The sequence below is a fragment of the Tsukamurella sp. USMM236 genome (assembly GCF_037148755.1).
GTDB lineage: Bacteria > Actinomycetota > Actinomycetes > Mycobacteriales > Mycobacteriaceae > Tsukamurella.
Genome location: NZ_JBBCSS010000001.1, coordinates 891741 through 913846, shown reverse-complemented (window position 1 = coordinate 913846; position 22106 = coordinate 891741). Strand labels below are relative to the sequence as shown.

Sequence of the window (22106 nt, the reverse complement as noted above, 5' to 3'; positions counted from 1 at the left end):
GGATGCACTCCTCGCAGAGGGACGATTCGGCAACAGCCTAGCGCCGCCCCGTCGGGCTACTGCCCGAAGGTGTAGCTGTCCAGTTCCTCGATGTCTGCTATGTCGCGCTCGCGCTTCGAGGCGGCGGGCCCGGCGGCCTGGCGGGACACCGGCCGCACCTCCTCGGTGGGCTGCTCGGCGAGGGCGTCGAAGTCGCCGGTGTCGGCCGCCTCGTCCTCGGGTTCGCGCTGCTCGTCGTCGTGATCGCCGCGCTCGGCGGGCTCGATCTCCACGGTCACGCCGTCGTCGATCACGTCCGCCTCGTCGGCGTAGGTGGTGTAGCCCGACGGTGCCTCCTCCTCGGCCCGGCGCGCGGCGCGCACGGCGCGGGACTCGCCCGCCTGCTGCAGCACCAGCGCGGCGAGCACGCCGACGAGGCCGATCCAGCCGAGGGTGAAGCCGAGGACCTGGAGCAGGTCGGCGCCCGCGTAGCCGAAGCCGCCGAGCTCGCCGCCGGCGAGGAAGGCCGCGGCCGCGAAACCGGTCGCGGTGAGCGCGGCGGTCGCGGCGACGGCCGTCACCGTGGGCCCGAGGTCGAGGGAGCGGGCGGCGCACCGTCGGCCCACCTGGACCGCCACGAAGGCCGGCACCGCGAGCAGCGGCAACAGGTACCAGGGCGACGGGCCCTGGGGCAGCACCGCGAGGATCGGCACGCCGGGCGCGCGGCCGGGGACCGCCGAGAAGACGCTCATCGAGATCGGACCCAGGTCCACGGTCGCGCCGAGCGGCAGGGCTGCGGCGGCGATCACCGCGTTGGGCAGGTACAGCAGCGAGAGCAGCACCAGCGACACCATGCCGACGGCGTCGTTGCCGGAGCGGACGAGCTCGAAGACCGTCTCCCAGCGGATCACGAGACGCACCACGACGATGGCCAGGCCCACGGCGCCGAAGGTGAGCAGGGCGCGGCCCGCGAGGCGGGCGCAGTCGTCGACCCAGGAGGGGATCCGGAGGAAGCGGGCGACGTCGCGCCAGTACGCGGGCGCGAGGCCGATGAGGGCGGCCCCGAGGTGGACCGCGACGGTCGCGACGAAGGCGGTGAGCGGCGGAGGCGTGCCGATGGTGAACCGCCCGGCGGCGTCGTTGACGACGGCCAGCGCGATGGCGGTGAAGAGGGCGGGGCCGGCGATGGCGCAGAGCAGGACCGAGCGCAGATCAGCGAGCGGGCGGCCCTCGCCGCCGGCGCGGCGCGCGGCCCGGGCGACGCCCACGACCAGCGCGGCGGTGGGGATCAGGGGCAGCACGCCGAGGGTGATGTCGCTGATGGTGACCGGCACCTGGTGCACGGCCAGCCACAGTCCGGCGACGGTCGGGGCGATCGCCCCGAGCCCCGTCGACGTGGTGAGCAGGACCACCACGCCCACCAGCAGGGTGGACACGAGGGTCACGAGCGACGGCCCGAAGGCCATCACGAACAGCGGCCGGGTCTCGCTCTGGCCCGGCCCGGCGGCGCGCGCTGAGTCGATCATCTTCACCACTGTGACATCGCAGTGGCCGATGTTGTCTCAGGCGCGCCGCTGGCGGGGACTACTGCCCCTGCGGCTTGTTCTCGTCGTCCGACGAGTGCGAACCGTACTGCGGGGTGGACGGGCTGCCGAAGGCCTGCGTGCTGGCCGTGGAGGCCTGGCCGAAGGCCGTGGTCACCTCGTCGGGCGACGCCGAGGCGCCCGGGTTCGACGGTGCCGACGGGAAGCCCGTGGTGGCCGGCGCCGCGGGGGTCGACGGCGTCGAGGCCGGCGCCTGGTAGCCCGACGAGGCCGGCGCCTGGTAGCCGCCGTAGGACGGCCACTGCGACTGGGCGGCCTGCTGCTCCTGCTGCACCGGGGCGGCGGCGGGGGCCGCCGGGTTCGACGGCGCGGACGGCGCGTCGGTGGCGGCCGGAGCGACGGTGGCGGACGCGGCGGCGTCAGCGGTGGCGGTCTCCGCAGCGGCGGCCACGGCGGCCGGGTTCTTCACGATGCCCGCGTCGACGAGCACCAGCACGACGGCGGCGGCCGCGGTGAACAGCGAGAAGACCAGCGCGATCCAGTACCCGTAGACCAGGTTCTCCCAGGTGAAGAGACCGAAGAGAAGCGAGATGAAGCCCGCGACGGCGAGCGCGGCGGCCGGGGTGCGGCCCGTGTTGCCCTTCGAGATCAAGCTGAGGCCGGCGGCGACGCCCGCGGCGAGCGCGAGGGTGAGCGCCGTGAGCGGCGGGCCGGTGAAGGCGTTGACGGCACCGTCGAAGGTGCGGCCGAGGATCTCGGTGCTGGAGTCGCTGAACGTCAGGAAGCCGAGGAGGAAGGTGATCACACCCAGCGCGGCGGTGGCGATGGACAGCACGAGCGCCAGGTCGAGCGGCTTCGACGGCGCGGCCGGGGCCTGCGGGAAGCCGCCGTACTGCTGGCCGTAGCCCTGCTGCTGCGGGTAGCCCTGGCCGAAGCCCTGCTGGCCGTAGCCCTGCTGCGAGTAGTCCGGCTGCTGGCCGTAGCCGCCCTGCTGCGCCGGCTGGCCGTAGCCGCCCTGCTGCGCCGGCTGGCCGTAGCCGCCGCCCTGCTGAGCCGGCTGGCCCGGCTGCCCGTAACCCTGCTGGCCGTAGCCCTGCTGCGAGTAATCCGGCTGCTGCCCGTAGCCCCCCTGGCCCGGCTGCTGCCCGTACCCTCCACCTGAGTAGGTCATGATTCTTCTCCCCGAAGGTCGACGAGGCTCACCACGGAGCCAGTACGCCACCACCCTATACACGGAGTCCGACGTCAACGGGATTCAACTCATTGAGTGTGATGATCCATGACAGTCAACAGGGCCCTGGCCGCGGGGCTGAGCAGCTTCGAATGGACCAGCAGCTGGGAGCGGGTGGGGCCGTCGACGAGCGGCACGACGGCGAGCCCGGCACCGTCGGGCACCGTCTTCCGCGCGGCCATCCCGACGCACAGGCCCGCCGCGATGAGCTCCAGCATGGTCTCGGACCGGTCCACCTCGAAGGCGACGGTGCGCCGCACGCCCGCCCGCTCGAAGGCCTGATCGGATTCGGCGCGGCCGGCGCCGCCCGCGGGGTAGTCGGCGTACGGGCGGTGCGCGGTGGAGGCGAGGGTGAGCGGACCGTCGACCCGCTCGGCCTCGGGGACGACGAGGACGAGATGGTCGACGGCGAGCCTCCGGGCGACGACGCCCGCCGTCGAGAAGCCGTCCGGCACGCCGAGGAGCGCCAGGTCGACGGTGCCGGTGCGCACGCCCTCGATGAGGACCTCGCTCGCGCCGCTGCGCAGCCGGACGGTGGCGTCCGGGTAGGCGGCCCGGTAGGCGCGCAGGACGTCGACCACGTCGAAGACGGTGAAGGTGGGGATCATCCCGACGGTGACGGTGCCGCGGACCCCGCCGAAGGTGGCGGCCACCTCGTCGGCCGCGCGTTCGGTGGCCGCGAGCGCGGCCCGGGCCTGCGGCAGGAAGGCCTCCCCCGCGGCCGTGAGCCGGACGGACCGGTTGGTGCGGTCGAACAGGCGCGCGCCGAGTTCCTTCTCCAGCGCCGCGATGCGGTGGCTGAGCGCGGACTGCACGACGTGGCAGCGTTCGGCGGCCCGCGTGAAGTTCAGCGTCTCGGACACCGCGATCACGTACCGCAGCTGCTGCAGCTCCATCGACCATCTCCCAGACAGATCATTCCATCGAAATCATACGTTGGACTCATGATGAGCGGGAGCAGAGACTGGAAGCCATGACCACCACCGCTCCCCGCACCGCGACGTCGGCCCCCGGCCTCCTGCGCCTCATGGCCCTGGCGACGGGGCTGTCGGTGGCGGGCAACTACCTCGCGCACCCGATCCTCGGACTGCTTCAGGAGCGGCTCGGCATGTCCGAGACCGCGGCCGGGATGCTGGTCACCGCGGCGCAGGCCGGCTACGCCGTCGGGCTCGTCCTGCTGGTGCCGATGGCCGACGCGGTCCGCCGCCGCCCGCTCGCGCTCGCGCTGCTCCTGATCACGGCGGCCGCGTTGGTGGCGGCCGGGGCCGCGCCGTCGGGCGGGGTGCTGCTGGTCGCGGCGACGGTCGCCGCGATCACCTCGGTCGGCGCGCAGGTGATCGTTCCCTACGCGGCCGAGCTCGCGGGGCCGGAGCACCAGGCCCGCGCCGTCGGCATCGTGATGAGCGGGCTCGTGCTGGGCACCGTCGTGAGCCGCTTCCTCTCGGGCGTGCTGTCCGACCTCGCGGGCTGGCGCACGCCGTACCTCGTGCTCGCGGCGCTGCTCGTCGTCGTCACCGCCGCCCTGTCCCGGGCGCTCCCCCGCCGCGATCCGGGCCGGCCGGGCCTGACCCCGTCGGGCTACCGCGCGCTCCTGGTCTCGATGGCCGGGCTGGTGCGCGAGCTGCCGGTGCTGCGGCTGCGGGCGGTGCTGATCGGCCTCGCGCTCGGCTCGTTCATGGTGCAGGGCGCCGCGGTGACCTTCCTGCTCGCCGGCTCGCGCTACGGCTGGACGCCCGCCGCCATCGGCGCGATCGGGCTGCTCGGCGCCGTCGGCGCGCTCTCCGGCCCGACGATCGGGAAGTTCGTGGACCGCGGCCACGGGGCGGTGCTCACCGCGGGCGGCCTGGGCCTGCAGGCGACGGCGTGGCTGCTCATGATCCCCGCGGGCGGCGCGATCGGCCTGCCCGCCCTCATCGTGGGGCTGGCACTCATGGGTATCGGCCAGCAGGCGGCACTGAATTCGTCCCAGGCCGTGGTCTTCTCGCTCCGACCCGAGGCGCGCGGCCGCATCAACGCCGTGTTCATGGGCACGTTCTTCCTCGGCGGCACCCTGGGTTCCGCGGCGACCGCCGCGCTGTGGCCCCTCGCCGGCTGGACGGGCGCATGCCTGCTCGGCGCGGGCCTCGCCGCAGCGGCGCTGGTTCTGTACCTGGTGTTCCGGGGCGTCGAGCGCGCACCGTCGGCCTAGGCCGGGCACCGTCGGGCCGGAGAAACGGGACGACCCCGCCTCCTTGACGGGAGGCGGGGTCGTGGACCGAATGCGCTGCGGTTACAGCGACTGCAGGATCTCGCGGGCGAGAGCGGCGGTCTCGGAGGGCGTCTTGCCCACCTTGACGCCGGCGGCCTCGAGGGCCTCCTTCTTCGCGGCGGCCGTGCCCGAGGAGCCCGAGACGATGGCGCCGGCGTGGCCCATGGTCTTGCCCTCGGGAGCGGTGAAGCCGGCCACGTAGCCCACGACGGGCTTGGTGACGTTGGCCTGGATGTACGCCGCGGCGCGCTCCTCGGCGTCGCCGCCGATCTCGCCGATCATGACGATGAGCTTGGTGTTCGGGTCCTTCTCGAACGCCTCGATGGCGTCGATGTGGGTGGTGCCGATCACCGGGTCGCCGCCGATGCCGATGGCGGTGGAGAAGCCGAAATCGCGCAGCTCGTACATCATCTGGTAGGTCAGCGTGCCCGACTTCGACACGAGGCCGACGGGGCCGGTGCCGGTGATGTTGGCCGGGGTGATGCCGACGAGGGCCTCGCCCGGGGTGATGATGCCGGGGCAGTTCGGGCCGATGATGCGGGTCTTCTGGCCCTTCTCCACGTTGTAGGCCCAGGCGAACGCCGAGTCCTGCACGGGGATGCCCTCGGTGATGACCACCAGGAGCGGGATCTCGGCGTCGATGGCCTCGACGATGGCGTCCTTGGAGAACGCCGGCGGCACGAAGGCGATCGAGGTGTCGGCGCCGGTCTTCTCGATGGCCTCGGCCACGGAGCCGAAGACGGGCAGCTCGATGGCGTTGCCGTCCTTGTCGGTGTGCGAGACGGTGGTGCCCGCCTTGCGCGCGTTCACGCCGCCCACGACGTTGGTGCCGGCCTTGAGCATCAGCGCGGTGTGCTTGGTGCCCTCGCCGCCGGTGATGCCCTGGACGATGACCTTGTTGTCCTTGGTCAGGAAGATAGCCATTTTTCTGTTGTCTCCCTTACTTGTTCGCCAGCTCGGCGGCCTTGTCGGCGCCTTCGTCCATGGTCTGCGCGAGCGTCACCAGCGGGTGGTTCGCGGCGGCCAGGATCGCCCGGCCCTCCTCCACCTTGTTGCCGTCGAGGCGCACGACGAGCGGCTTGGAGGCCGAGGCGCCGAGGGTCTCGAGGGCGCCGACGATGCCGTTGGCGACCGCGTCGCACGCGGTGATGCCGCCGAAGACGTTGACGAAGACGCTCTTGACCTGCTCGTCACCGAGGATGACGTCGAGGCCGGCGGCCATCACGGCCGCGGACGCGCCGCCGCCGATGTCGAGGAAGTTGGCGGGCTTGACGCCGCCGTGGTTCTCACCGGCATAGGCGACCACGTCGAGGGTCGACATGACCAGGCCCGCACCGTTGCCGATGACGCCGACCTGACCGTCGAGCTTGACGTAGTTGAGGTCGTTCTCCTTGGCCTTGAGCTCGAGCGGGTCGGTGGACCCGGCGTCGGCGAAGGCCGCGTGATCGGGGTGGCGGAAGTCGGCGTTCTCGTCGAGCGAGACCTTGCCGTCCAGCGCGAGGATCTGGTCGTCCGGGGTGCGGACGAGCGGGTTGACCTCGACCAGGGTGGCGTCCTCGGCGACGAAGACCTCCCACAGCTTCTGGATGGTCACGGCAGCGGCGTCGAGCACCTCGGCGGGCAGCTTGCCGGCCTCGGCGATCGCGCGGGCGGTGGCCAGGTCGACGCCCTTGGTCGCGTCCACGGCGATCTTCGCCAGAGCGTCCGGGTTCTCCTCGGCGGTGACCTCGATCTCCACGCCGCCCTCGACCGAGCACATGGCCAGGTAGGTGCGGTTGGCGCGGTCGAGCAGGAAGGAGATGTAGTACTCCTCGGCGATGTCGCTCGCCTCGGCCACCAGCAGCTTCTTGACGACGTGACCCTTGATGTCCAGGCCGAGGATGTCGTTCGCGTAGCGCTCGGCGTCGTCCGGGGTGGCTGCGTACTTGACGCCGCCGGCCTTGCCGCGGCCGCCCACCTTGACCTGCGCCTTGACCATCACGGGCTTGCCGACTTCTTCGGCAATCGCGCGTGCATCGGCGACGTTGTCCGTCACGCGGCCCGGCGAGGTCGGTACGCCGTGCTTGACGAACAGTTCCTTCGCTTGGTATTCGAAGAGATCCATCAGCTCACCATCTGTCTGGTTACTCGGTCCACCCGCATTCTTCACGGGTCCGGGGTCGACTCTATGCCTCCGCGAATCCGCTCGGGCGGCGACCCTTGTTCAATGACGTATCTCACTTGACCTGCGGTTATCAGTCATCGCAACCTACCCGTCGGTAAGTTTTTGGATCGGCCCAGGCAAAGGACCCCCGAAGTCCGCTTCAGGCGGTTGCAAGCGCCGGTTAAGCCCGGCCATCGAAACTCTCCTCAGTCCTACTGAAGGAGAACCACACCCATGAAGCGCACTTCCCGCCCCGCCCTCATCGCGGCCTCGGCAGCCGTCGCGCTGAGCGTCGTGCTCACCGGCTGCTCCGACAAGGGCACGTCGACCACCGGCTCCGAGACCACCGCCGGCGCGAACGCGTCCACCACCGACGCGCCCGCCCTGCTGTCCTCCGCCGCCGCGTCGGCCAAGAAGGTCACGAGCGCCCACTTCACCGTCGCCGTGGGCGGCAAGGTGCAGGGCCTGCCCGTCAGCAAGGTCGACGGTGACCTCCAGGTCAAGCCGTCCACCCAGGCGCAGGGCACCGCGATGATCCAGCCCGGCAACGCCGAGGGCAAGTTCACCTTCATCGACGGCCGCATGTACGCCTCGCTCTACGGCGACAAGTACGCGGACTACGGCGACGGCGCGTCGATCTACGACGTCTCCGCCCTCTTCGACGAGAGCAAGGGCATCCCCAACATCCTGTCCAAGGTCACCGGCGCGAAGGTCGCCGGCACCGAGACGATCGACGGCCAGGAGACCACCAAGATCACCGGCACGGTGCCCGCGACCGAGATCGCCACGATCACCGGCTCCCGGGTCGATCCCGCGAAGAGCGTCCCCGTTCCCACGACGCTGTGGGTCCAGAGCTCCGGCGACAAGCAGCTCGTCCGCATCGAGGTCAAGCCCTCGACCGAGGGCACCATCACCCTCACGTTCTCGAAGTGGGGCGAGAAGGTGTCCGTCACCAAGCCCGACGTCGCCCCCGAGGAGACCCCCAGCAACCCGGGACCGGGCGAGAGCCTCCCCCGCTGACGACCCACTGAAACACCCTCTCCCCCCCAGAACCCCGAGAAAGGCACCACCATGAAGACGTTCACCACGAAGGCGTTCGTCGCCGCCGTCGCCACCGCGAGCATCGCGGGCGGCATCCAGGTCGCCGTCGCGACTCCCGCCGCCAACGCCGCGGTCAACTTCGGCGCCATCGCCGTCGCCAGCAACGGTGCTACGGGCCGGTCCTGGGACTACGCCAGCCCCGGCGCCGCCGAGCGGGCCGCGCTCGGCTCGTGCGGCTACGCCAGCTGCAAGGTGCTGGCCTCCTTCTCCAACGGCTGCGGTGCGGTCGCCCAGAAGCCGGGCTGGTTCCAGGGCGGCACGGGCCGCTCCATCGGCGCCGCACGGTCGAGCGCCCTCGCCCGCAACGGCGGCGGCTCGATCCTGGTCTGGCAGTGCACCTCCGGTCACCTCTGACCGGTCACATAGTGCAGGGGCGGCACCGTTTCCGACGGTGCCGCCCCCTCGCATCCACAGATCCTGGTCCGTCTATGACCGAGCATTGGGAGACTTGGGCAGTGAAGAGATCGCACCCCGTCGGGCCTCCCGACCCCCGTGTGAAGCGCCGACTCGCTGCCGTCCTCGCACTGTCGCTCGCGGCGAGTACGGGATGCACCGCGACGATCGGCGGCGAAGCGGTACCGGATCCCGCCGCGACGAAGATCGACACCGGCAACTTCCCCACCACGCCGCGAACCGTCGCCGCGGTGACGCCCGGGGACGCGTGGCAGCAGGAGGCGCTCATCATGGCGGACTCCGTGGTGGCACCGTTCGACATCCGGCCGACCCTGTCGAAGCGCGCAACCGCCATTTCCATGCTCACCGGCCCGATCACCCTAGTCGCCGGCTTCGGCGACGACGGAAGCTCGAAGTCGCTGGCACTCATTCCGACGGACAAGGTGATCGCCCTCGGCGGCTTCGGTTACCAAACGGGATTCCTCGCCACCGCTGCTGACTCCACCACCAACCCGACCGCGTTCCTCTCCATCGGGCTCCTCCGGTTCTACTCACCGGAATCCGCGACACAAGCGCTCGCCATCATGCGCGACGACAAGACAACTGCTCCGGCGGGTCTCGACGCCGTCGCCGACGCCGTCCCGGTCTCAGCCGGCGACAGAGCTGGGCTGCAACGGGTGACGGTCGCCGCCCGTCGGGGCAATCTCATCGCCCTCACCGCGGCGGCCGGGCCGACGGCCGTCGAAGCCGGCGCACTCGCGGTCGAAGCCCTCACCGCCCAGGTCGCGAAGGCCACGTCGTACCGGCAGAACGGGGTCCTGTCTCCCACCGCGGTGCCGTCGGTTCCCATGGACAAGGACGGGATCATGTCGCGCACGCTCGCAAGCCCGGCCACCGACAACGCGGTCTTCGGTCTCTCGCCACGTGTCGCCTACTTCGAGGGCTACTACTCCCGGCGCACGCGGTACATGGTCAACCTGCTGCCCGAGTGGCTGAACAGCGCCGAGGCGAACGGGATCGACCTCATCGCGGAGACGAAGTCCGCCGTGGTGATGCGCGCCCGCGACCACGACGCCGCGGTCGCCTTCGTCCGGAACAAGGGGAAGGGCGGCGGCGTCGACACGTCCGCGAACGTCTTCTACACGCCCGGCATCCCCCGCGACAACGTCCTCTGCGGCCGGGAATCGAACGCCGACAAGACCAAATACACGTGCTACCTCATCCTGGGCCGGTGGACCGTCCAGGTGCACCAGTCCACCCTGCAGCTCGCTCAGCAGGCGATCTCCGCCGAGTACCTGATCAACAAGGCCGCCGGCGAGAACTGACCGGACGCCCTCGCCCTCGGTACGCTCGCGGTAGTGACGCCCAGAACGCTGTTCCTCGGCCTGCTCGCCGTCGCCCTCACCGTGACGGGCTGCGGCAGCGCGCAGGAGCCCGCGCGACCGTCACCGTCGTCCGACGGTGCCTGCCCCCTCCCCGCGCCGGCGCTCCGGGACCTCGTCGCGGCGCAGGGCAAGACGATCGGCACGGCCTACCGCTCCATCTTCGCCGCGGGCGATCCCTGCTACGACGCGATCGCCGGGCGCGAATTCGGTTCGCTGACCACGGAGATCGGCACCATGACGAACACCGTGGCGCCGGAGGCGGGCCGGTTCGACTTCCGCGAGGCCGACGCGGTCGCGGACCTCGCGCAGCGCCACGGCCAGGACTTCCAGATCCACTCCCTGATCTGGGATCCGCTCGACCAGCAGGCGTGGGGCATCGTCCCCGAGTACGTGCGAAACCTCTCCGACCCGCAGCGGCACCGGTTCATGGCCGACCTCGTCACGCGGGTCGTGCAGCGGTACGCGGGCCGCGCGAGCGCGGTCACCGTCGTCAACGAGCCCTTCGACCAGCGCGGCGGGCTGCAGCGCAACGCCTGGTGGCGCACCACTTCCAGCGAGCGGTACATCGTGGACGCCTTCCGCGCGGCGCGGCTGGCCGCGCCGTCGATGAAGCTGTACCTCAACGAGCACAGCGCGGAGACGGTGAGCGACAAGTCGACTGCGCTGCTGGCGCTGGCGACGAGGCTGCGCGCCGAGACCGTGGAGGTGTCCGTCGATGGGCGGACCGAGCGGCGCCCGCTGCTCGACGGTGTCGGCTTCCAGGCGCACATGCTGGGCGGAGCGGATCAGCAGCCGAGCACCGACGACATGCGGAAGAACCTGCGGCGCTTCACCGACCTCGGCCTCGATATCCGGTTCACCGAGCTGGACGTCCGGATCCCCACGGACACGGGGCGCGCCGCCGAGGCCGACCTGCAGCGGCAGGCGCGCGTGTACGCGACGATGGCCGGCCTGTGCCGCGAGCTGAGCCGCTGCACCGGGATGACGGTCTGGGGCTTCACCGATCGTCGCTCGTGGATCACCGACTACCCGGACACCTTCTCCGGCTACGGCAGCGCCAACCTCCTCGACCGGAACTACGGCGCCAAGCCCGCCTGGGAGGCCCTGCGCGCCGCCTTCCGCTGACCCGGTTCCTACCTGACCTGGCCCGTTCCATCGGTACTGTTGCGATTCGAACACGATCCGCCGCTCGCCGGGCCTCCGGCCCCTCGGCCCGACATACTCGGTGTCGTCGGGTTCGGGGGCGATCATGGAAGCACGTAGCGGAACGGCGACGGCCGCCGTCGCGCTGGTCGTCGGGCTGCTCTCCGCCTGTTCGACGGTGGTCGCGGGCACGCCGGTCGCCGAGACCACCGTGTCGAAGGTGGACCCCGGGAACTTCCCGACGACGCCGCGCGCTGTCACCGCGCAGTCCGCGGCCGACGCGTGGCAGCAGGAGGGGATGATCATCGCCGACGCGGTGGTGGCGCCGTCGGACATCCGGTCGGACCTGACGGTGGCGGTATCGGACGAGCCAGAGGCCGGGGCCGGTCCGCTGCTCCGCGTGGGGCAGCTCATCGAGCGGGACAGCGCCCGCGGCATCCGGACCGGCGGGATCCCTCCCCGGATTGCAGCGAACCTGGAGCTCAACACCAGGTTCGACGCCGGGTTCGCGACCGCCGCCGGCGACTCCTCCACCGCCCCGAAGACGCAGCTCGCGGTGGCGCTCCTCCGCTTCACCACCGACGACAGCGCCGAGAAGGCCATGACGACGCTCCGGGCGGACATTCCGCCGCCCGCCGCGCTTGCGCGGATCCCCGGCGCGGTCGTGGTGTCGAGCACGACGGCGGGCGGGCTGACCAAGACGGCGGTCGCGGCGCCGGTGAACAACCTCATCTCGCTGGTCTGGGCCACCACCCGGGGCGCCGGCAGCGAGGAGCTCGCGATCAAGGGCCTCGCGGCCCAGGTCGAACGGTCGCGGACGTACGTCCCGACGGTGCGACTCTCGGGGCTCACCGTGCCGGCCGTGCCGATGGACAAGGACGGGATCATGTCGCGCACGCTGGCCTCGCAGAACGATTCCCGGACCCGGACCGCGTTCGGCTTCTCGAGCGGGTTCGAGCTCGGCGACGGCTATTACTCGCCGCGCACCCGATATCTGATGAACCGCCGCCCCGACTGGCTCGCGTCCGCGACCCGGAACGGCGTCGACCTCGTCGGGAACACGGCTCGCACGACGGTGCTGCGGGCCCGGGATCCCGCGGCCGCCAAAGCCTTCCTCTCCGAGACCCGCGCCGACCCGACCGCCACCGCGTACGACGTTCCGGGGTTCTCCCGAGACCAGGCGGGCTGCGACTCCATCACGCACCCCACTCAGCCGTACTCGTGTTACGTCACCGTCGGGCGGTGGGCGATCCAGGCGACCTCCACCTCTCTCGACCTCGCACGCCAGTCGATCTCCGCCGCGTACCTGATCAACAAGGCCGCCGGCGAAAAGTGATCACCAGGCGTGCGCGCGGCCCTGCTCCTCGTACCAGCCGAGCAGGTCCGGGTCGTCGACGGACTTGGGGTCGACGTTGACGTCGCGGCCGGCGAGCATGCCGGTCACGGGGATCTCCAGCTTCTTCCCCGTCTTGGTGTGCGGGATGCCGGGGGCGAGGATCACCTCGTCGGGCACGTGCCGCGGCGAGAGCCTCGCCCGCACATCCGCTCGGATTCGCGAAACCAACTCGTCCGTCATCTCCTTGCCCGGGACGAGGGTGAGGAACATGGGCATCCAGTACTTCGCGTCCGGCCCGTCGACGCCGACGACCATGGCCTCGGCGACCTCCGGGACGGCCTCGACGACCTCGTAGATGTCGGCCGAGCCCATCCGGATCCCGTTGCGGTTCAGGGTCGCATCGCTGCGACCGTGAATGGTGATCGACCCGCGGTCGGTCAGCTCCACCCAATCGCCGTGCCGCCACACATTCGGTGCGATGCCGTCGGTCCACTCGTGCTCGAAGTACGCCGCGCGGTACTTGGCGTCGCCCGGGTCGTTCCAGAAGTTCGTCGGCATCGACGGCATCGGCACGGTGATCACCATCTCGCCGACCTCGTCGATCAGCGGCGTCCGGTCCGGCGCCCACGCCTCCAGGGCGCAGCCCAGGTAGCGGACGGTCAGCTCGCCGGGCACGTGGGGCACCGAGGCGGTGCCGCCGCAGAAGGCGCTGCACACGTCCGTACCGCCCGACACGGAGCTCACCGGCAGTCCGGCGGCGACGTGCTCGTCGACCCAGGTGAACAGGTCCGGCGCCAGCGGCGAGCCGGTGCTGCCGATCGTCTTGAGCACCAGCGCGTGCTCGGCGCCGGGGTTCAGGCCCGCCTTGCGGGAGGCCTGCAGCTGGCCGGGGCTGGTTCCGAAGAAGGTGACCTTCTCGTCCTCGCAGACCTGCCACAACCGGTCGGCCGTCGGGGCCAGGGGGTGCCCAGAGAAGGTGACGATCGTCGCGCCCACCAGCAGGCCGGCGATCTGGTAGTTCCACATCATCCACGACAGCGCGGTGTGCCAGAAGAAGACGTCGCCCGGGCCGATCTCGTTGTGCAGGCCGATCACCTTCACGTGCTCGACGAGGATGCCGCCGTGGCCCTGCACGATGCCCTTCGGCTTGCCCGTCGTGCCCGACGAGAACAGCACCCACAGCGGGTGATCGAACGGCACCTGCACCGGGTTCAACGGCGGTGTGGAAGCCGTCGGCTCCGGCAGCTCCGTGATCACGTGCGACGCCGGGACCCCCAGCAGCCCGGCGAGTTCGGCGGTGTCCGCACGCTTGTCGACCCGCTTGTCCCCGAAGGCGTAGCCGTCGCGGGCGAAGAGCACCTTCGGCGCCAGCTGAGCCATCCGGCCGGCCGCGCCCTCCGGCGCGTAGTCCTGCCCGCAGCCGGACCAGACGGCGCCGATCGACGCCGTCGCCAGGAACGCCAGCACCGCGAAGGGCTCGTCCGGCAGGTACGCGGCGACCGTGTCGCCCACGCCCACGCCGAGCGAACGCAGCAGCTCCGCGATCGCGGACACCCGCGCGGGCAGCTCCGACCACGGGATCTCCACCCGCGCACCGTCGTCCGACAGGCCCACGATCGCGGCACCCGGGAGCGAGGAGAACCGCAGCACCCGATCGACGTAGTTCAGCTCCACCTCCGGGAACCAGCGGGCGCCGGGCATCTCCCGCGCCGCCAGCACCGGTCCGGTCCGCTCACCGAGCTCGAAGAAGTCCCACACCGCGCCCCAGAACGCCTCGGGCTCGGACACGGACCACTGGTACACGGCGTCGTAGTCCCCCGTGGGGACGCCGGCGGACTCTGCGAAGCGATCGATCGAATGCACCCCGTCAGCCTTCCAGACCGAGCAGCGTCACGGACTCTTCTCGCATCTGCACCTTGCGAATCTTTCCCGATACCGTCATAGGGAAAGCCGATACCACGTGCACGTAGCGGGGGATCTTGTGGCGGGCGATCTTCCCGTCGGCGAAGGCCTTGAGATCGTCGACGGTGAAGGAGTCCACTCCCTCCCGGAGCTGGATCCAGGCCATCAGCTCCTCGCCGTACTTCTCGTCGGGCACGCCGATCACCTGCGCGTCGAGGATGTCCGGGTGCGTGTAGAGGAACTCCTCGATCTCGCGCGGGTAGATGTTCTCGCCCCCGCGGATCACCATGTCCTTGATCCGGCCGGTGACCCGCACGTAGCCGGCCTCGTCCATGGTCGCAAGGTCGCCGGTGTGCATCCACCCGTCGGCGTCGATGGCCTCGGCGGTCTTCTCCGCGTTGTTCCAGTAGCCCTTCATCACGGAATAGCCACGGGTGCACAGCTCCCCGACCTCGCCGCGGGGCATCACGGTGCCGTCGATCGGGTCGATCACCTGGATCTCCAAGTGCGGTCCCACCCGCCCGACGGTGCCGACGCGCAGCTCGAGCGCGTCGTCGACGCGGGTCTGCGTGGACACCGGCGAGGTCTCCGTCATGCCGTAACAGATCGAGACCTCGGTCATCCCCATCCGGTCGACCACCTTGCGCATGACCTCCTCCGGGCACGGCGAGCCGGCCATGATGCCGGTGCGCAGGCTGGACAGGTCGTAGGTGTCGAAGGTCCCGAGGGCGAGCTCCGCGATGAACATCGTGGGCACGCCGTAGAGGCTGGTGCACTTCTCGGCGGCGACGGCGGCGAGCGCGTCCTCCGGCACGAAGGCGGGCCCGGGGATCACCATGGCGGCGCCGTGGGTGATGGCCGCGAGGTTGCCCATCACCATGCCGAAGCAGTGGTAGAAGGGCACGGGGATGCAGATCGAGTCCTGCTCGGTGTAGTTCAGCAGCTCACCCACGAGGAAGCCGTTGTTGAGGATGTTGCCGTGGGTCAGCGTGGCGCCCTTGGGGAATCCCGTGGTGCCCGAGGTGTACTGGATGTTGATCGGGTCGTCGGCGCGCAGCTCGTCGCCGAGATCGGCGAGGGCGTCGAGCTCGTCCTCGGTGGGCGCGGCGAGGTAGGCGTCCCACGCCGGGGTGCCGAACTCCACCACGTCGCGGAGCTCGGGGGCCTCGGGCCGGGCGGTCGCGAGCATCGCCGCGTACTCGGAGGTCTTGAAGCGGGTCATCGTGAACACGGCGACGATGCCGGACTGGTTCAGCGCGTACTCCAGCTCGCGCTGCCGGTAGGCGGGGTTGAGGTTGACCAGGATGACGCCGGCCAGCGCCGTACCGAACTGCACGACGACCCACTCCGGGGTGTTGGGCGCCCACACGCCCACGCGGTCGCCGCGGCGGATCCCGTTCCGCAGCAAGCCCGCCGCGAACGCGCGGGAGTCGGCGAGCAGCTCGTCGTAGGTCCACCGGCGGCCCGAGGGCACGTCGACGAGGGCGGTGCGCTCGCCGAACCGGTCGGTCGTCATCTCGAGCTGGGCGCCGATCGTGGCGGTGAGCAGCGCGGGCTCGGCCTCGCCGCGATCGTAGGACGGGGTGGTCATCTCTTCACTCCTACTGATTCTTCAGTCGGCCCGGGCGACGATCGCGCGGGCCTGGGCGAGCAGCGGCGCGTCGATCATCTGACCCCGCACCTGGTAGACGCCGTTGTTGCCGGCCTCGGCCTCGAGCACCTCGCGGGCCCAGGCGATCTCGTCGTCCGTGGGCCGGTAGGCCGCGCGGATCACGGCCGCCTGCGAGGGGTGGATGCAGACGGTGGCGGCGAAGCCGAGCGCCACGGCGTCCTCGGCCTCCGCCGCGAGGCCCTCGGTGTCGGCGATGTCGATGTGCACCGCGTCGAGCGCGAACTTGCCGTGCGCGGCGGCCGCGAGTCGGGTCGCCGAGCGGACGTGCCGCGGGACGTCGCGGTAGGTCGCGTCGGCGAAGCGGCTGGACCGCCCGCCCATCGCGGCCACCAGATCCTCCGCGCCCCACATGAGGCCGATGCACCGCGGATGGGCGGCGATCTCGTTGACGTTCACCGCGCCCAGGGGCGTCTCGATGAGCGCGATCACCTGCAGACCGTCGACCTGCGCCAGCTTGTCCAGCTGGTGCGCCGACTCGGTCTTCGCGAGCATGACCACACGATAGGCCGTGCGGCGCAGCGCCTCGATGTCTTCTGCGAAGTCGTAGGTGCCGAAGGCGTTCACCCGCACGATCGTCGTCGCCGGGTCGAGATCGCCCGCGATCAGGGCCTCGCGAGCCGCGGGCCGATCGTCGGCGGTGACGGCGTCCTCCAGGTCGATGATCACCGCGTCGGCGCGCTCGGCCGCCTTGGCGTACCGCTCGGGCCGGTCGGCGGGGCAGAACAGGATCGCGGGGCCGGGCGGCTGCCAGGCGGGCGCGTTCAGGTCATCGTGGTGGAACATCTACGCCCCCTCCCCCGACGGTGCCCGGCGCACCAGCGTGGACCGCTCGGCCACGGCGACGACGGCACCGTCCTGGTTGCGCGCGACGTGCCGCAGGTTGACGATGCCCTCGCCCGGCCGCGACTTCGACTCCCGCTTGCCCGTGCACAGCGTCTCCGCGTACAGGGTGTCGCCGGCGAACACCGGCGCGGGGAAGGCGATCTCGGAGAAGCCGAGGTTCGCGACGAGCGTGCCCTGGGTGAGCTGCGCGACGGACAGGCCCACCAGGGTGGAGAGCGTGTACATCGAGTTCACCAGGCGCTGGCCGCCGAAGCCGGGCTGCTGCGCCGACCAGTGCGCGTCCAGATGCAGCGCCTGGGTGTTCATGGTCAGCTTGGTGAACAGCATGTTGTCGGCCTCGGTGACGGTGACGCCGGGCCGGTGCTCGTAGAGCACGCCGTCCTCGAACTCGTCGAACCACAGGCCGCGCTGAGTGACCCGCCGCACGGGCTCCTGCTCGCTCACGAATTCAGCCCCAGCGAACGCGCGATCAGCATGAGCTGGACCTCGGTGGTGCCCTCGCCGATCTCGAGGATCTTCGAGTCGCGGTAGTGCCGCGCGACGGGGTACTCGTTCATGAAGCCGTAGCCGCCGTGGATCTGGGTGGCCATGCGCGCGTTGTCCATCGCCGCCTCGGAGGAGATCATCTTGGCGATGGCGGCCTCCTTCTTGAAGGGCTTGCCGGCCAGCATGAGCCGCGCGGCCTCGTAGTAGGCGACGCGCGAGGTGTGCGCCCGCGCCTCCATCCGCGCGATGGCGAAGGCGATCGACTGGAACTCGCCGATCGGCTTGCCGAAGGCGTTGCGCTCCTTGGCGTACTTCACCGACTCGTCGACGCAGCCCTGCGCGGCGCCGGTGGCGACGGCGGCGATGGCGATGCGGCCCTCGTCGAGGATGGAGAGGAAGTTCGCGTAGCCGCGGCCCTCCTCGCCCAGCAGGTTCTCCGTCGGCACGCGCACGTCGGAGAAGCTCAGCGGGTGCGTGTCGGAGGCGTTCCAGCCCACCTTGTTGTACGCGGGCTCCACGGTGAAGCCGGGCGTGCCGCTGGGCACGATGATGGTGGAGATCTGCTTGCGGCCGTCGGGCTTGGTGCCGGTCACGGCGGTCACCGTCACCAGGCTGGTGATGTCGGTGCCGGAGTTGGTGATGAACTGCTTGGAGCCGTTGATGACCCACTGATCGCCGTCGCGCTTGGCGGTGGTCTGGGTGCCGGAGGCGTCCGAGCCGCAGCCGGGCTCGGTGAGCCCGAAGCCGGCGAGGTTCTCACCCGCGGCCAGGGAGGGCAGGTACTTCTGCTTCTGCTCCTCGGTGCCGAACTTGTAGATCGGCATGGCGCCGAGGCCGACGCCGGCCTCCACCGTCATGGCGACCGACTGGTCGACGCGGCCGAGCTCCTCCAGCGCGAGGGCGAGGGCGAAGTAGTCGCCGCCCATGCCGCCGTACTCCTCGGGGAAGGGCAGGCCGAACAGGCCCATCTGGCCCATCTGCTTCACGACCTCGTACGGGAAGGAGTGCTCCTCGTCGTGCTTGGCCGAGACGGGCGCGACCACCTGGTTCGCGAAGTCGCGCACCGTGTCCCGCAGGTCGGCGTAGTCCTGGGTCAGTTCCATGTCAATTCTCTTCCGTTCCGGTAGCCGTGACGCTCGCGAGCACCTGGGCCGCGGTCACCTTGTCTCCTGCGCGCACCGCGATGGACACCACGCCGTCGTGCGGCGCGGTCAGCGGCTGCTCCATCTTCATCGCCTCGATGATCACCAGGGTCTCGCCCTTGGTCACCGTCTGGCCGTCCTCGACCGGGACCGCGACGACGGCGCCCGGCATGGGGCTCACGACGTCGCCGCCGTGGGCGCCGTCGCGGTCCTTCGACGTGGACTTCGCGAGCGGCAGCTCGTACGTGCCGTCCTCGCCACTGACCCAATAGGTTCCGCGGTCGAGAGCGACGGTGACCGGCGTCGAGAAGCCGTCCACCACCAGCCGCTCGCCGACGATCCGCGCCGTGCCGGAGCTGTCGAGCGTGGATCCCTCCAAGGTCCCGCGCACCGTGACCGCGTCCCCGAGTACCGAGACGTGGACCTCGCCGGTCTCCTCGGTGCCGGCGAACCGGACCACGGTGGGCTGCGCGCCCCCGATGCGCCAGCCGGTCTCCGTGCCCCACGCGCCCTCGCCACGGGATGCGGCGACCGCGGTGAGCGCCGCCGCGGCGTAGGCGCGGACCGTCGGCTCGGGGCGGGTGTAGGTGGGCGCCAGGCGATCCAGCAGCTCGGTGTCGAGCTCCCCCGAGACCACGTCGGCGTCGGCGAGGACGAACCGGCAGAAGTCGACGTTGGTGCGCAGGCCGGTGAGCTGGGTGCCGGCGAGGGCCTCGTCGAGGCGGCGCAGGGCCTGCTCGCGGTCGTCGGCGTGCACGATCACCTTGGCGAGCATGGGGTCGTAGTCGCTGCCGACGACGCTGCCGGCCTCGATGCCGGTGTCCACGCGGACGGGGCCGCGGCGGTCGCTGCGCGGATACCGCAGCGCCGTCACGGTGCCGCCCGTGGGCAGGAAGCCGGCCGCCGGGTCCTCCGCGTAGACGCGCGCCTCGACGGCGTGCCCGGTCAGCACGATGTCGTCCTGGGACAGCGCCAGCGCCTCCCCGTTGGCGACGCGGATCTGCTGCTCCACCAGGTCGACGCCGGTCACCAGCTCGGTGACGGGGTGCTCGACCTGCAGGCGGGTGTTCATCTCCATGAAGAAGAACTGATCGGGGCGCTTGGCCGAGACGATGAACTCGACGGTGCCCACGCCGGTGTAGCCGACGGAGCGCGCGGCATCGCACGCGGCGCGGCCGATCTCGGCGCGGGTGGCCTCGTCGAGCAGGGCCGACGGGGCCTCCTCGATCACCTTCTGGTGGCGGCGCTGCAGCGAGCACTCGCGCTCGCCGAGGTGGATCACGTTGCCGTGCTTGTCCGCCAGTACCTGCACCTCGATGTGGCGCGGGGTGTCGACGAAGTGCTCCATGAACAGCGTGTCGTCGCCGAAGGCGGCGGCCGCCTCGCGGCGCGCGGCGGCGACCGCGGCGGGCAGATCCGCCGGGTTCTCGACCCGGTGCATGCCCTTGCCGCCGCCGCCCGCACTGGGCTTGATGAGCACGGGGAAGCCGATGCCCTCGGCCGCGCCGATGAGGTCGGCGTCCGTCAGGCCCGGGCGGCTGATGCCGGGGACCACGGGCACGTCCCGCTCGACCACGGCGGCGCGCGCGGTGATCTTGTCGCCCATCGTCTCGATGGATTCGACGGGCGGGCCGAGGAATTCGATTCCGGCATCGGCGAGCGCCCGCGCGAAGGCGGCGTTCTCGGAGAGGAAGCCGTAGCCGGGGTGCACCGCGTCGGCGCCGGTGACGCGAGCCGCCTCGACCACCTTGTCGATGCGCAGGTAGCTCTCGGTGGCGGCCGCCGGGCCGAGGCGCACGGCCTCGTCGGCGAGCCGCACGTGCCGGGCGTCGGCGTCCGCGTCGGAGTACACCGCGACGCTGGCGATGCCGAGCGTGCGCAGCGTATCGATGACGCGGCAGGCGATCTCGCCGCGGTTCGCGATCAGGACCTTCTCGATTTTCTTGCCACGTGCCACATCAGTGCGCATGTCGGTTCCTCTTGTTTCGTGCCCTCTGCTCATGGACATGCGTCACATCCGGAAGACGCCGTAGGAGACCTCGGCCAGCGGCGTCCGGGACGCCGCCTCGAGCGCGAGGCCGAGGACGGTGCGGGTGTCGGCGGGGTCGATCACGCCGTCGTCCCACAGCCGGGCCGTGGAGTAGTAGGCCTGCGACTGCCGCTCGAACTGGTCGCGCACGCCCTGCTTGAACTCCTCCATGCCCTCCTGCTCGCGGCGGACGGAGCCGAGCGTGTCGGCGGCCTGCGGGCCGCCCATGACGGAGATCCGGGCGTTGGGCCACATCCACAGGAAACGCGGCGAGTAGGCGCGGCCGCACATCGAGTAGTTGCCGGCGCCGAAGGAGCCGCCCACGATCACGGTGAACTTGGGGACGCGGGCGCAAGCGACGGCGGTGACCATCTTGGCGCCGTGCTTGGCGATGCCGCCCTCCTCGTACTGGCGGCCCACCATGAACCCGGTGATGTTCTGCAGGAACAGCAACGGGATCCGACGCTTGTCGCACAGCTCGATGAAGTGCGCGCCCTTCTGCGCGGCCTCGGCGAAGATCACGCCGTTGTTGCCGATGATGCCCACCGGGTGGCCGTGGATCCGCGCGAAGGCGGTCACCATGGTGGTGCCGAAGAGCTCCTTGAACTCGTCGAACTCGCCGTCGTCGACGATGATCTCGATGAGCTTGCGGACGTCGTAGCCGATCTTCGGATCGGTCGGCACCACGTCGTAGAGGTCCGTCTGCGGGCGGCGGGGCGGCAGCGCCGGGCGCACCTCCCACTGCCGCTCGCCGACGGGGCCGAGGCGCCCGACGATCTGCCGGACCTTCTCCAGCGCCTCGTCGTCGGAGTCGACCAGGTGGTCGGTGACGCCGGACTTGGTGGAGTGCATGAGGCCGCCGCCCAGGTCCTCGGCGGAGACGTCCTCGCCCGTGGCGGCCTTCACCAGCGGCGGACCCGCGAGGAAGATCGTGCCCTGGTCGCGGACGATGATCGTCTCGTCGCTCATGGCCGGCACGTAGGCGCCGCCCGCGGTGGAGCTGCCGAGCACGGCGGCGATCTGCGGGATGCCCGCGGCGCTCATGGTCGCCTGGTTGTAGAAGATGCGGCCGAAGTGCTCGCGGTCGGGGAAGACCTCCTCCTGGTTGAGCAGCATGGCACCGCCCGAGTCCACGAGGTACACGCAGGGCAGCCGGTTCTGCATCGCGATCTCCTGCGCGCGCAGGTGCTTCTTCACGGTGACCGGGTAGTAGGTGCCGCCGGAGACCGTCGCGTCGTTGGCGACGATCATCACCTGCCGCCCGGAGACGGTGCCGATGCCGGCGACGGCGCCCGCGGAGGGGGCCTTGCCGTCGTACATGTCCTCGGCCGCCAGGGGCGCCACCTCGAGGAACGGGCTGCCCGTGTCCAGCAGCCGCCGGATCCGCTCGCGCACCAGCAGCTTGCCGCGGCCCTCGTGCCGGGCGCGTGCCCGCTCACCGCCGCCCTGCGCCACCCTGTCGAGCCGTTCACGCAGCTCGGCGACGTTCGCCTCGTGTTCCTCGCGGAATGTCACGCCCGCTCCTTTGG

General features: G+C 71.0%; 18 protein-coding genes. 6 read left to right on the top strand and 12 right to left on the bottom strand.

Going from position 1 to position 22106, the window contains the following annotated elements:
• Positions 1 to 56 precede the first annotated feature (56 nt).
• The 3 genes from WFK95_RS04465 to WFK95_RS04455 all read right to left on the bottom strand — a co-directional run bounded on the left by WFK95_RS04465 (position 57) and on the right by WFK95_RS04455 (position 3650).
• Positions 57 to 1505, bottom strand: coding sequence for a cell division protein PerM (locus tag WFK95_RS04465; protein ID WP_336669980.1), 1449 nt, complete (start codon positions 1503 to 1505; stop codon positions 57 to 59).
• A gap of 58 nt (positions 1506 to 1563) precedes the next feature.
• A complete protein-coding gene (locus WFK95_RS04460) occupies positions 1564 to 2694 on the bottom strand; it encodes a DUF5336 domain-containing protein (RefSeq protein ID WP_336669979.1) in 1131 nt (376 codons plus the stop codon).
• A gap of 89 nt (positions 2695 to 2783) precedes the next feature.
• Positions 2784 to 3650: a LysR family transcriptional regulator gene (locus tag WFK95_RS04455; protein ID WP_336669978.1), complete on the bottom strand. Its 867-nt coding sequence runs from the start codon at positions 3648 to 3650 to the stop codon at positions 2784 to 2786.
• 77 nt (positions 3651 to 3727) lie between these two features.
• Here WFK95_RS04455 and WFK95_RS04450 point away from each other — a divergent pair, with 77 nt between their 5' ends.
• On the top strand, positions 3728 to 4942 hold the full coding sequence (locus WFK95_RS04450) for an MFS transporter (protein ID WP_336669977.1): 1215 nt from the start codon (positions 3728 to 3730) through the stop codon (positions 4940 to 4942).
• An 81-nt stretch (positions 4943 to 5023) separates the two neighbouring features.
• Here the strand turns inward: WFK95_RS04450 and sucD are convergent, their stop codons facing one another.
• Positions 5024 to 5926: a succinate--CoA ligase subunit alpha gene (gene sucD / locus WFK95_RS04445; RefSeq protein ID WP_224649577.1), complete on the bottom strand. Its 903-nt coding sequence runs from the start codon at positions 5924 to 5926 to the stop codon at positions 5024 to 5026.
• Between the two features lie 16 nt (positions 5927 to 5942).
• Positions 5943 to 7106: an ADP-forming succinate--CoA ligase subunit beta gene (gene sucC, locus WFK95_RS04440; protein WP_336669976.1), complete on the bottom strand. Its 1164-nt coding sequence runs from the start codon at positions 7104 to 7106 to the stop codon at positions 5943 to 5945.
• Between the two features lie 273 nt (positions 7107 to 7379).
• Between sucC and WFK95_RS04435 the strand changes: the two genes are divergently transcribed.
• From WFK95_RS04435 to WFK95_RS04415, 5 genes are all read left to right on the top strand, one after another.
• On the top strand, positions 7380 to 8165 hold the full coding sequence (locus tag WFK95_RS04435) for an LppX_LprAFG lipoprotein (protein WP_336669975.1): 786 nt from the start codon (positions 7380 to 7382) through the stop codon (positions 8163 to 8165).
• A 51-nt stretch (positions 8166 to 8216) separates the two neighbouring features.
• On the top strand, positions 8217 to 8600 hold the full coding sequence (locus WFK95_RS04430; RefSeq protein WP_224649565.1) for a DUF4189 domain-containing protein: 384 nt from the start codon (positions 8217 to 8219) through the stop codon (positions 8598 to 8600).
• A gap of 101 nt (positions 8601 to 8701) precedes the next feature.
• Entirely contained in the window at positions 8702 to 9964 is a 1263-nt protein-coding gene (locus WFK95_RS04425) for a DUF7373 family lipoprotein (RefSeq protein ID WP_224649563.1), read from the top strand.
• Positions 9965 to 9997: 33 nt separating this feature from the next.
• Positions 9998 to 11149, top strand: coding sequence for an endo-1,4-beta-xylanase (locus WFK95_RS04420; protein WP_224649561.1), 1152 nt, complete (start codon positions 9998 to 10000; stop codon positions 11147 to 11149).
• Positions 11150 to 11273: 124 nt separating this feature from the next.
• Positions 11274 to 12503, top strand: coding sequence for a DUF7373 family lipoprotein (locus WFK95_RS04415; RefSeq protein ID WP_224649559.1), 1230 nt, complete (start codon positions 11274 to 11276; stop codon positions 12501 to 12503).
• On the opposite strand, the gene WFK95_RS04410 is transcribed toward WFK95_RS04415, so the two are convergent.
• From WFK95_RS04410 to WFK95_RS04380, 7 genes are read right to left on the bottom strand one after another with little or no spacing between them, the layout of a single operon-like run.
• Complete coding sequence (locus WFK95_RS04410; RefSeq protein WP_224649557.1) at positions 12504 to 14366, bottom strand: acetoacetate--CoA ligase; 1863 nt, start codon at positions 14364 to 14366, stop codon at positions 12504 to 12506.
• A 4-nt stretch (positions 14367 to 14370) separates the two neighbouring features.
• Positions 14371 to 15996: an AMP-binding protein gene (locus WFK95_RS04405; RefSeq protein WP_336669974.1), complete on the bottom strand. Its 1626-nt coding sequence runs from the start codon at positions 15994 to 15996 to the stop codon at positions 14371 to 14373.
• Between the two features lie 21 nt (positions 15997 to 16017).
• The gene (locus WFK95_RS04400) at positions 16018 to 16860 is read right to left on the bottom strand and encodes an HpcH/HpaI aldolase/citrate lyase family protein (RefSeq protein WP_224649508.1); all 843 of its coding nucleotides are present in this window, start codon (positions 16858 to 16860) and stop codon (positions 16018 to 16020) included.
• Positions 16861 to 17364, bottom strand: a complete 504-nt coding sequence (locus WFK95_RS04395) for a MaoC family dehydratase (RefSeq protein ID WP_224649506.1) — start codon at positions 17362 to 17364, stop codon at positions 16861 to 16863.
• Positions 17361 to 18509 (bottom strand): acyl-CoA dehydrogenase family protein, encoded by a 1149-nt coding sequence (locus WFK95_RS04390; protein ID WP_224649503.1) that lies wholly within the window; start codon positions 18507 to 18509, stop codon positions 17361 to 17363. The genes WFK95_RS04395 and WFK95_RS04390 overlap by 4 nt, the downstream gene beginning before the upstream one ends.
• A 1-nt stretch (position 18510) precedes the next feature.
• Positions 18511 to 20517 carry an ATP-binding protein gene (locus tag WFK95_RS04385; protein ID WP_224649501.1) on the bottom strand — a complete coding sequence of 669 codons (2007 nt, stop codon included), beginning with the start codon at positions 20515 to 20517 and terminating at the stop codon, positions 18511 to 18513.
• A gap of 42 nt (positions 20518 to 20559) precedes the next feature.
• Positions 20560 to 22092 (bottom strand): acyl-CoA carboxylase subunit beta, encoded by a 1533-nt coding sequence (locus WFK95_RS04380; protein ID WP_224649488.1) that lies wholly within the window; start codon positions 22090 to 22092, stop codon positions 20560 to 20562.
• Positions 22093 to 22106: the final 14 nt, after the last annotated feature.